Origin of the sequence: Kitasatospora viridis (genome assembly GCF_007829815.1) — a bacterium.
In the GTDB taxonomy this organism is placed as follows: Bacteria; Actinomycetota; Actinomycetes; order Streptomycetales; family Streptomycetaceae; genus Kitasatospora; species Kitasatospora viridis.
On sequence record NZ_VIWT01000001.1, the window covers coordinates 1,094,240 to 1,105,109 of the forward strand.

Genomic DNA, 10,870 nt, shown 5'->3' on the forward strand with positions numbered 1-10,870 from the left:
CGAGCGGTTCGGCCGGGTCCGGGGTGGCGGTGCGTCAGGCCGCCGGTGCCGGGGTCGGGGCGTACTCGCGCTGCTTCGCCAGCACCGGGCGCAGCGCCCGGATCGCGTAGAAGTTGCGCGACTTGACGGTGCCCGGCGGCACCCCGAGCAGCTCCGCGGTCTCCACCACCGAGCGGTCCTTGAGGTGCAGTTCGACCAGCACCTCGCGGTGGTGCGGCTGCAGGGTGTCCAGCATCGCGGCGACGTCGCGGCCCTGGAGCACCGCCTCGTACGGGTCCTCGGCCACCGGGCGGTCCTCCAGCACCTCGCCGGCCACCTCCTGGGCTCTGGCGGCGGCCATCCGGAAGTGGTCGATGGCGATCCGGCGGGCCACCGTGAAGAGCCAGGGCCGGCTCTGCGCGGCGCCGCGCGAGATCGACTCCGGGTGCTGCCAGGCCCGGAGCAGGGTCTCCTGCAGGATGTCCTCCGCCTTGCCGCGGTCGCCGTTGGTCACGCGCAACAGGGCCCGCAGCAGGTAGCCGCCGTGCAGGCGGTACAGCTCGGCCAGGGTCTCCTGGTCCAGGGTGGGGCGTGCCGACGGGGTCTGGGTCGGGACGGCAGGTTGCATGGTCACGCACTACCTCTTCGGTCCAGGAGCTGCTGGTTCGGCCGTGTGGTCGGCCGGTGGTGCGGCCGTGTGGGCGGCCGGGCGGGACCGGGGTCAGGGGTCGCCCCGATCTCGCCGTTGCCAGCATTTCGTGCACCGCCAACGTGGCACCAAGAGTCGGCCAATGCCGCCTCGGCGGGCGTTGGCGCTCGACGCCCCGTCAGCGGGCGTTGGCGTTCAGCAGCCGCAGCAGCACCTGCACCCCGCCCTCGCCCTGGCGGTCGATCAGCACCGCGACCCAGGACACCACCTCGACCCGCTGGGTGTGCGTCCAGCCGCGCACCGACGGGTGCTCGTCCACCACCATGGCCGCGGCCAGCGGCAGCAGGTGGCGCGGGGCCCTGGGGCAGGGTTGCCCCCGGTCGGCCGCGCCGAGCACCGCCCGGCGGGCGGCCGCCACCACGTCGGCGGCCGTGGCCGGTGGAACCGCCAGGCCCGGTACGCCGTCCATCACCTCGGGCGGCTCCGCCAGCCAGTCGGTGATCAGCTGCCGGGTTCTGGCCGACGAGCCGTCCTCGGACATCCGTTCCCTCTCTCCGGTCCCCGGGACCTGCGCTTCCTCCCCCGAGACCGTGCCCCCGTACGCCGGCTGACGGGTGGTCAACCGGCGTCCTGTCACCAGGCCGGAGCGGCCGTGCCATCCGGGCCTGCCATCCGTAGGACGGTACCCGGTGGTACTCGGGTTCAGCAGTGCGTGGCGCGTACGCCCCTGGTGAACGCCGCAGGGCCCGTCAGCCGTGTACCGGAGCAGTACGGTCCCGGATGGGGTGGGACCGGGGCGGCCCCTTGTGGGAGGGGCCGCCCATTGTGCTGTCGTCGGAAGGGCGTGCGAGTGATGACGGGTGGCGAGGACGGCGGCGCGGTGGCCGTGGTGCACCGGGCCGGTCCCGGAGCCGACGGGCCGGACTACGCACCGGACCAGTGGCCCGAACCGCTCGGCCCGGCCCGGCCGTTGGACCCGCTGGGCACCGTGCTGATCCCGGCGGCGGTGCGGGCCGTGGTCGCCCCGCGGCCGACCGCGCCGGCGCCCGCCGCACCCGCCGCGCCGGCCACCGCGCCCCGGCCCGACCCCTCGATCGGCCTGGCCGCCGAGCTGGAGCTGAACGCCGACCGGCTGGTCCGCCGCCGGCTGCCGCGCGGGCGGCGCCTGGCCGCCGCGGCCGAACGGCTGACCCGCGGCGGGGACCGGGAGCGGGACCAGGGCCGGCTGGTCGAACGGATCCGCACCCCGCTGCGGCAGGCCCACCGGATCGCCGTGCTCGGCTCCGCCCCCGGCACCGGACGGACCGTCACCACCACGCTGCTCGGCGACCTGCTGGCCACCCACCGTCCGGACCGGGTGATCGCGCTCGCGCTGGACGCCGGCACGGCGCCCCCCGGGCTGCCCGCCGCCCCCTCCCACCAGGACTTCCGCCGGTTCACCGGGCTGCGCCCGAGCGGCCTGGAACAGCTGGCCGGCGGCCCGGGCGACGAGGCCGACCACCTGCGGCTGCTGGACGCCGCCGCCAGTCAGTACCCCGTGGTGCTGACCGACGCCGGCGGCGCGGCCCCCGCCGTGCGGGCCGCGCTGGCCCGGGCCGACCAGCTGGTGCTCTGCACCGACGCCTCGGTGCGCGGCGCCGCCGGGACCGACGCGCTGCTCGGCTGGCTGGCCGGCGAGGGGTTCGGCGCGCTGGCCGCGAGCGCCGTGCTGGTCGTCTCACCGGTGCGCGACCAGCAGCGGGAGCTGCCCGCCCAGGAGCTCTCCGGCCACTTCGGCGCCCGCTGCCGCGCGGTGGTCACCGTCCCCCAGGACGCCCACCTGGCGGCCGGCGGCGACCCGGCCCCCGACCGCCTGCGCGGGCGCACCCGGACCGCGTTCACCGAGCTCGCCGCGCTGCTCGGGGACGCGATGGCGGGGGCGGCGGGGTAGCGGGCGGCGGGGTAGCGGGCCGGTCAGGCGGGCTTGACCGGGATGTACTGGGTGAGCCACTGGAAGGCCGGCACCACCATCGGCTTCCAGGTCGAGGTCAGGTGCGGGCCCGTGGTCTCGATCGGGGTCACCGTGGTCGGGGCCTTGGCCGCCTTCTGCAGCGCCAGGGCGTCGTCGAAGTCGTCCCCGTCGCTCTTGTTCCGGCTGCCGCTCTGGTAGAGCGCCACGTTCGGCGGCGTCGCCGCGTGGGTCAGCATGTAGAGCGGGTTGTCGACCTCGTTCAGGTGCGGGTCCTTGGCCGTGAGCGAATCCGGCTCCTGGCTCGGGGAGTTGTAGCCCGAGAAGCTGATCGCCGCGCGGTAGCGGTCCGGGCGGTCCACCGCGAGCCGGGTGGCGCAGTGGCCGCCGGCCGAGAAGCCGGCCACCGCCCAGCGGGCGGCGGAGGGGTCGGCGCGGAAGTTGTCCAGCACCATCTGCGGAACGTCCCGGGACAGCCAGGTCTCCGCGTTGACCTTGCCGGGCACGTCGGCGCAGCCGGTGTCCTGGTGGTCGAGCAGCACCACCCGGGGCGAGACCAGGATGAACGGCGCGATCTGCCCCGACTTCATCAGCGGCGCCAACTGCTTGGACACGTCCAGCGTGCCGAACCAGGTGCTGGACGAGCCGGGGTAGCCGGCCAGCAGCTCGACCACCGGGAACTGGACGTCCTTGTAGGCCGGGTCGTCGTACTGCGGCGGGGTCCAGACCAGCACCTCGCCGTCCACCCCGGAGGTGGCGCCCTTCACCTGGGTGGTGTGCACGTCCTTCGGCACCGCGTCGTCGTGCACCGGCCCGAACTGCTGGACCACCTTGGCGTGCGGCGCACTCGTGCCACCGCTCGCACCCCCCGCACCACCCGCGGGCGGCGGCACCGGCACGGCCCGCACGTGGTTGCCGGTGCCGAGCAGGTCGTCCCAACTCCCGTAGATCAGGTTGGCGTTGTTCACCAGCACGAACACCAGCGTCACCGCGGTGACCTGGGCGAACAACACCATGCCGAGCCGCCCGGCGAACCGCACCGCCTGCGGCCCCCGGATCCGGGACCAGCAGAGCATCAACAGCGCTATCGACAACGGCACCAGCACGAAGCTGAGATAGAGGAAGGGCTTTCCTGTGAGTTCCACGTGAGTTTTGACGTTGCCGGAACCGTTCCGGGTTGCACGCCCGAGCGGTCAGCTTCCCGGTCGCCAGCCCTGGCGGCGGCCGCGTGGGACGACCAGGGCGGCCAGGCCGGTGAGCAGGGCCGCGGCGAGGGCTGCGAGGGCCACGGTCACCGCTTGAGCCGGGGCTGGGGAGGGCTTGGGCCGGGTGGGCATGGCGAGGGCGGAGAGGGGCGGCGAGGGCGCAGGGCTGGTGGAGGTGGGCGCGGCGTCGGTGACGGCGGCGACCAGGTCGAGGGAGGGGACGGCGGACGGGTAGGCGGTCGTGAGCAGGCGGTGGGTCAGCTGGGTCGGCGTCAGGTCCGGGGTGCGGGAGAGCACCAGGGCCGCCGCGCCCGACGTGAAGGCGGCCGCGAAGCTGGCGCCCGAGCCGGTGAAGTAGCCGGTGCCGCCCGGGCCGAGGCTCATCACGGAGTCGCCCGGCGCGGCCAGGTCGACCCCGCCCGCGTAGCTGGTGTTGGTGGCAGGTGCGCCGCCCGGGCCGAGGTCGCGGACGGCGAGCACCTCGGGGTAGCCGGCCGGGTAGGCGGCGGCCAGGGGCTGCTGGCCCGAGTCGGCGCCCGCCGGGGCGACCACCAGGGCGCCCTTGGCCACGGCGTAGCGCACCGCGTCGTGCAGCTCGTCGGAGCCCTGCGGGACGGTCGCGCCCACGCAGATCACCCGGGCGCCCGCGTCGGCGGCGGTGCGCAGGCCGGCGGCGAGCAGGGCCGGGTTGGTGGCTCCCGTGTCGTCGGTGACGCCGACCGCGAGCAGCCGGGCCGCCGGGGCGACGCCCGCGAAGCCGGTGCCGTCGTGGCGGGCGGCGGCGATCAGGTCGGCCAGGAAGGTGCCGTGCCCGACGCAGTCCCGGGCCGGGTCACCGCCCCCGCCGGGCAGCCGGGGCGCGCGGGTGAGCCGGCCGCCGAGGGCGCCGGCGGTGTCGTCCGCGCCGGAGCCGAGCACGGCGACCGTGACGCCCTGGCCCTCGGCGAGCGGCCAGGCCTGGTCGGGGCGCAGGTAGGCCTGCGGCCAGGGCACGGCCGTGACCGGCGTGCCGCCGGCGGGCAGGCAGCCGTTGCCGGTGCGCTGCTGGGCGATCCCGGGCAGCGTGCCGGGCGCGGCTGACGGGTCGTCGGCGAGCGCCGGGCCCGCGCCCATCGCCGCGATCGCGAGCGCGGCGCAGCCGGCCAGGACACGCCTCACCTGGCACCACCCTGACGCCGCGTCGGGCGACCGACCGTCAGGGGTGACCTCCGGCACACCCGCCTCATGCCGGGGTGCCCTGGCGCTGGGCCGGCAGGTCCTGGGGGAGCAGCAGGCTGAGCTCGGCCAGGTCGTTGACGTCCAGGCGGCTGAGGCGGCCGGCCTGCTTGGTGATCATCGCCTCCAGGGTCTGCCGGGCGAACCGGCCGTTGCCGAAGGAGCGGTCGCGCGGGGTGGTGCGGAAGAGGTCGGCGAGCGCGGTCACGGTGGGCTCCGGGCAGCTGTAGCCGGCCGACTCGGCCTGGGCGAGCACGATCGCGACCAGTTCCTCGTCCGAGTAGTGCTCGAACTCGACGGTGCGGCTGAACCGGGAGGCCAGGCCCGGATTGGAGGCCAGGAAGCCGTCCATCTCCTCCTGGTAGCCGGCCACGATCACCACCACCTCGTCGCGGTGGTCCTCCATCAGCTTCATCAGGGTGTCCACGGCCTCCTGGCCGAAGTCGTTGCCGACGCCGCCGCGCGGGGTCAGGGTGTACGCCTCGTCGATGAAGAGCACCCCGCCCCGAGCCCGCTCGAAGGCCTCCCGGGTGAGCTGGGCGGTGTGACCGACGTACCGGCCGACCAGGTCGGCGCGGGCGGTCTCGATCAGCTGACCGCCCGGCAGCACGCCGAGTTCGGCGAGCAGTTCGCCGTAGAGCCGGGCGACGGTGGTCTTGCCGGTGCCGGGCGGGCCGGCGAAGACCAGGTGGTGGCTGATCCGGGCGGTGGGCAGGCCGGCCTCGGCCCGGCGGCGGGTCTGCCGGGTGAGGCTGACCAGGTCCTCGACCTGCTGCTTGGCGGCGCGCAGGCCGATCATCGCGTCGAGCTGCTCCAGCAGGCCCGGCTCGGCCTCCTCCGCCGCGGGGGCCGGGCCGGCGGCGGCTGCCGCCTCCTCGCTGACGTCCAGCGGCACCAGCAGGGCCAGCGCGTCGTTGTCGAAGGAGTCCAGCTGGGCGAGGCGGGAGGCCTGCCGGTCCACCATCTCCTCGAAGACCTTGCGGGCGGCCCGCCCGTTGCCGAAGTCGGCGCCCTTGGGCATCCGCTCGAAGTGGTGGGCGAGCGCCTCCCGGGTGCCGTCGGCGAGCCGGTAGCCGTGGCCGGTCGCCGCCCGCTCGACGATGGTGGTGAGTTCGTCGACCGAGTAGTTGCGGAACTCGACGGTGCGGCTGAACCGGGAGGCCAGGCCCGGGTTCGAGGCCAGGAAGTCGGTGATCTCGGCCGAGTAGCCGGCCACGATCACCACCAGGTCGTCGCGGTGGTCCTCCATCAGCTTGACCAGGGTGTCGATCGCCTCCCGGCCGAAGTCCGGGCCGTTGCCGCCGGTGCCGGCCGAGAGGGTGTAGGCCTCGTCGATGAAGAGCACGCCGCCGAGCGCCGCCTTGACCACCTCGGTGGTCTTCAGCGCGGTGCCGCCGATGATCGAGGCGACCAGGTCGGCCCGGGCCACCTCGGTCAGGTGGCCGCTGCGCAGCACGCCGAGCTCGGCCAGGATGGCGCCGTAGAGCCGGGCCACAGTGGTCTTGCCGGTGCCGGGCGGGCCGGCGAAGACCAGGTGACGGCTCATCGGCAGGGCCGGCATGCCGGCCTGTTCGCGGCGCTTGGCCAGCTTGTTCAGGTTGACCAGGGTGGCCACCTGCTCCTTGACGCCGGCCAGGCCGACCAGCGACTCCAGCACCGCCTGCGGCCCCTTGGGCTCGGCGGCGGCAGCGGGCTGGTCAGTCGATGTTTCGCCGGAGGGCGAAACATCGGGCGAGGTGGCCGTGGCGGTGCCGTGCGCGTCCGGGTTGCGGTTGTCCCGGCTCTCCAGGTTCTCCACCGCCAGCCGCTCGCCGCCGCTGCCCTCGGTCTGCCGCAGCCCCGAGCCCTGGTTCTCGGCCACCAGGCAGTCGGTCAGCCGGACCGGCTCGACGGTCTCCAGGCGGATGCCGTCCACCGTGTTCTCCGTCAGCCGGCAGTCCGTCAGCACCGCCCGGGAGCCGGCCTTCAGGTGCAGGCCGTGCCGCCGGTTGGCGCGCAGCCGGCAGCGGGTGGCGGTCAGCTCGCCCTCCGGCTCGACGCTAGCGCCGTCCAGCTCGCTCTCCGCCAGCTCGGTGTCCCGCAGCGTGGCGATGCCGCCGTCGGCCACCGACAGGCCGCAGCCCCGGGTGCCGCGCACCGTGCTGCCGCCGACGTAGAAGTTGCCGCCCTCGGCGATCCGCAGGCCGGCCTGGGCGGTGTCGGTCACGGTGGAGTCCTCCAGCCGCCCGCGCCCGTTGCGCAGCACCTCGACGCCGGCCCCGGCCGCACCGGTGACGGTGATCCGTCGCAGCAGCGGATTGGCGCCCTCCCGCACGCTCACCCCGGCCCCGGCGGCGTCCCGCACCTCCAACCGGTCGAACTCGGCGGTGCACTCGCCGACCAGCTCCACCCCGGCCGCCGCACCGTCGCGCACCACCGTGCGGACCAGCGACGGCCCCGCCGACTCGCCGACCCAGATGCCCGCCTGCCCGGCGCCGTCCACCTCGCAGTCCTCGAAGCTGCCCCGGGAACGGTCGCCGATGTGCAGGCCGTGGCCCTCGCTGCGCACCGTGCGGCAGCGGCGCAGCACCGGGTCGGTGCCGCCGGCCAGGGTGATCGCGTGGCCGCGCACCCCGGTCACCACGCACTCCTCCAGCACCACCCGGTCGGTGGAGGAGAGGTAGACGCCGAGCGCGCAGTCCCGCACGGCGGTGCGCACCAGCCGGGTGGTGCACTGCTCCTCCAGCGCCACCGCGGGCTTGTCGGTCGCGGAGATCTCGCAGTCCTCGATCAGGCCCTGGGCCTGGCCGTTGGCGCACACCCCGTTGCCCCGGGCGTCGCGCAGCACGCAGCGCCGCACAACCGGGTTGGCCCGCTCGCCGATCACCACGGCCGAGGTGCCCAGGTGCTCGATCACGCAGTCCTCGATCACGCTGCTGCCCGTGGCGGTCTCCACCAGGCCGGCGCCGGCCGCGTTGGTCACCCGGCAGCCGCGCATCGCCAGCGAGCCCTGCTGCCGGGTGAGCACCGCCGTCCAGGAGTTGCCGAGCACCTCGCAGTCCTGCAGCGCGGCCTGCCCGCGCGGCACGTCCACGGCCGGCAGCTCGTCGTCCTGGCCCTGCAGCACCAGCCCGGTGAGCTGCACCGCCTCCGCGACCACCTGCACCACGGTGCCGGTGCGCGGGCTGATCCGCACCGAGCCGCGGACGTCCTCGGCGGTGATGGTGACCATCTTGGTGATCACCAGGTTCTCCTCGTAGCGGCCGGGCCGCACCGAGATCACCGCTCCGCTGCGGGCCGCCTGCAGGGCCTCGCCGATCGTGCGGTAGGAACCGGCCTCGCGCTGCTCAGCGCAGACCGTGAGCACGGGGCGCGCCATGCCGGATCTCCGTTCTGGGGTGGGGTTGTGTCGGTGGCTCAGGAGTCGACAGGTCAGGAGTCGACGCGTCAGGAGTCGACAGCCGATGGTTCGGGCCTCGACGGCTCAGGAGAGGCAGGTGACCTTGACGGCGTCGGCCGCGTGGTGGGCGTAGGTCTTGCTGTTGCCGCTCCAGTCCAGGCCGCGGGTGTGCAGCATCACCGAGAGCGAGCCGCCGCCGACCGGGTAGCTGCCGGCCGACACCCAGCTGCCCTGGTTGTTCACCTGGGCGATGGAGAACGAGCCGATGGTGCCGCTGTTCGGCGAGCTGCCGGTCTGCACGGTGTAGTAGGTCGGGTTGCCGCCGACCACCTTCACGTCCGAGCTCGCCGGGATGTAGACCGAGACCGCGCAGCTGCCGGAGGAGGACTGCAGGCCGGTGAAGGTCCAGATCACCGAGTTGCCGTCGTCCTTGTTGGCGTCGCCGGACATCGGGACCGAGCTGAAGGTGCCGTTGCACTGGTCGCCGGTCCAGCCGCCGCTGTTGCTGCGCCAGCCGGAGGAGCCGTCGGAGAACCAGCCGTTCTGGTGGAAGCTGGTGCCCGCCTGGGAGCAGTACGGGCCGGCCACCAGGGAGTGCGGGGTGGGCTGCGGGGCGGCGGGGACGGGCGGGGGCTGGGGCGCCGCGGGGGGCTGCTGGGCAGGGGGCTGCGGGGCGCTGCCGCCACCGGTGCCGCCGCCCGAACCGCCCGAGCCCCCGGAGCCGCCGGAGCCTCCCGAACCGCCCGAGCCACCTGACGAACCGTTGGCCGTGCCGCCGGCCGACGAGCCGTTGCCGCCGGCCGGGTGCCCGGCGGCCTGCGGCTGGCCGGGGGCCGGTGCACCGGCGGCGTCCGGGGCACCGTTGCCGGCTGCTGACGGGGAGGGCGAGCCGGAGTCCGCGGCCACCGGCACCGCGCCCGGCGCGCCGGCCGGGCTGCCGGCGGTCGGGCCGCCGGTGTCACCGTGCGAGTCGAACCCGGGCACGTAGCCGTTGCCGCCGGAGCCGCCCTGCTGGCTGAAGCCGACGGGGGCGCCGCCCTGGGCCGGACCGTGGTGCGGGCCGGAGCCGCCGAGCTGGGTGAGGCCGAGCGGCAGGCCGACCAAGACCAGGCCGGCCGTCACGGCGGCGGCGATCATCGGTCGGGAGATCCGCGGCTTGCCCTCCGGCGCGGTCCCGGGGGCGGCGGTGCTCACCTCGTCGAGCTCGGCGGCGGCCGACGCACCGTCAGCGGCCTCGGCGGTGGCTCCGGTGCTGGTGGAGACCCCGGGTTCGGGAGACGCGACCGCTCCCGAGGCCTCCGGCTGGTGGGTGACGGACTCGGCAGGCTCCGAGGATGCCTCCCCGGGCTCGGCCGGCTCGGCCACGGCGGGCACCGCGCCGAGCACGGCCGCACGGGACGCCGCAGGCGCCCCGGACCCCTCGGCCAGAGCGCTCTCCTCCTCGGCCCCGAAGTCCCAGGCCACCGCCGGAAGCTGGTAACCCTGCTGGTCCTCGCCCACCGCGCACTCCTGCTCTCGACGACACTCCACCAGGTGTCACGGGCCGGGGTGCCGGACGGGTTCAGCCGTTCGCGTTCACACGCCAGACCGGCCGCTCGGTCGGCGCCAGCACGAACGCCACCGCCTGCTCCAGCCGCTCGGCCCCGGGCACCGCGGACGCCGCGCCCTCCTTGCTCCGCAGGTGCGCCAGCAGCCCCGGCTCCGGCGCGATGCCGTGCTCCTCCAGGTAGTAGCCGACGGTCTCGGTCCAGATCCACTCGCCGTCGGTGCGGAAGCCCATCGGCACCACGCCGGTGCGGGCCGGGTCGACCACGTCGTCGACGAGCAGCGGTGTGATCAGCACCGCCGCGCCGCCCTTGAGGTAGGCGGCCAGCGCGTCGCGCTCCGTGCCCTCGGGCAGCCGGGCCCGGCCGGGGGCGAAGGCCGGCCCGGTCACCGGGTCCACCCGGTCGAAGACGGCGGCGAGCCGGAACTCACCTGTCACTGCGCTCACTCCCCTGTCCTGCCGACTGCGCTCTCCCCCGGTTCAACGGACCCCCGGCAGCCAGCGGTTCACTCGGCCGTTCACCCAGCCGCTCACTCGGCCGCCGCGGCCTCCTGGAGCACCGGCAGGTAGGCGTCGGTGGTGGCCAGGTTGACCAGCACCAGCTGGCGGGCGAGCGCCGGGGTGAGCCGGTCGCCCTCGACGTCGATCGAGGTGCGGAAGGAGAGCGCGCCGCTGTCCAGGTCCAGGTCGAAGCCGCCGGCGATCAGCTCGGCGTTGATCCGGGTGATCGCGATCATCACCGCGCCCCGGGCCGCCTCGCCGACGCTCGGCAGCACCGAGCGGACCAGCGCCTGCTGCTGTTCCTCACGGGCGCTCAGCAGGCAGCTCCAGGCGCCGTTCTCGCCCTCGAACCGGACCAGCAGGTCGGTGCCGGACTCGTGCTCCAGGAAGGCCCACTGCTGTTCGGCGCAGAGCTCGCGCAGGATGTCGATGATCACGGGGTTCGTTC

General features: G+C 75.2%; 9 protein-coding genes. 1 reads left to right on the forward strand and 8 read right to left on the reverse strand.

The features are described 5' to 3' along the window. Positions 1–34: 34 nt before the first annotated feature. Positions 35–607 carry a sigma-70 family RNA polymerase sigma factor gene (locus FHX73_RS04985; RefSeq protein ID WP_145908071.1) on the reverse strand — a complete coding sequence of 191 codons (573 nt, stop codon included), beginning with the start codon at positions 605–607 and terminating at the stop codon, positions 35–37. 199 nt (positions 608–806) lie between these two features. After that, entirely contained in the window at positions 807–1,169 is a 363-nt protein-coding gene (locus FHX73_RS04990; RefSeq protein WP_145903563.1) for a hypothetical protein, read from the reverse strand. 312 nt (positions 1,170–1,481) lie between these two features. On the opposite strand from FHX73_RS04990, the gene FHX73_RS04995 reads away from it, so the two are divergent. Next, positions 1,482–2,558, forward strand: coding sequence for a MinD/ParA family ATP-binding protein (locus FHX73_RS04995; RefSeq protein WP_145903566.1), 1,077 nt, complete (start codon positions 1,482–1,484; stop codon positions 2,556–2,558). A 23-nt stretch (positions 2,559–2,581) separates the two neighbouring features. On the opposite strand, the gene FHX73_RS05000 is transcribed toward FHX73_RS04995, so the two are convergent. The 6 genes from FHX73_RS05000 to FHX73_RS05035 all read right to left on the reverse strand — a co-directional run bounded on the left by FHX73_RS05000 (position 2,582) and on the right by FHX73_RS05035 (position 10,859). Beyond that, on the reverse strand, positions 2,582–3,721 hold the full coding sequence (locus FHX73_RS05000) for an alpha/beta hydrolase (RefSeq protein WP_145903568.1): 1,140 nt from the start codon (positions 3,719–3,721) through the stop codon (positions 2,582–2,584). A gap of 48 nt (positions 3,722–3,769) precedes the next feature. Beyond that, positions 3,770–4,939, reverse strand: a complete 1,170-nt coding sequence (locus FHX73_RS05005) for a S8 family serine peptidase (RefSeq protein ID WP_145903570.1) — start codon at positions 4,937–4,939, stop codon at positions 3,770–3,772. A gap of 64 nt (positions 4,940–5,003) precedes the next feature. Then, positions 5,004–8,354 (reverse strand): right-handed parallel beta-helix repeat-containing protein, encoded by a 3,351-nt coding sequence (locus tag FHX73_RS05010; RefSeq protein ID WP_145903572.1) that lies wholly within the window; start codon positions 8,352–8,354, stop codon positions 5,004–5,006. A gap of 105 nt (positions 8,355–8,459) precedes the next feature. Then, the gene (locus tag FHX73_RS44510; RefSeq protein WP_170304849.1) at positions 8,460–9,875 is read right to left on the reverse strand and encodes a hypothetical protein; all 1,416 of its coding nucleotides are present in this window, start codon (positions 9,873–9,875) and stop codon (positions 8,460–8,462) included. A 61-nt stretch (positions 9,876–9,936) separates the two neighbouring features. Then, the gene (locus tag FHX73_RS05030; RefSeq protein WP_145903580.1) at positions 9,937–10,359 is read right to left on the reverse strand and encodes a hypothetical protein; all 423 of its coding nucleotides are present in this window, start codon (positions 10,357–10,359) and stop codon (positions 9,937–9,939) included. Positions 10,360–10,451: 92 nt separating this feature from the next. Further along, on the reverse strand, positions 10,452–10,859 hold the full coding sequence (locus FHX73_RS05035; protein ID WP_170304850.1) for a YbjN domain-containing protein: 408 nt from the start codon (positions 10,857–10,859) through the stop codon (positions 10,452–10,454). Between the last annotated feature and the right edge of the window lie 11 nt (positions 10,860–10,870).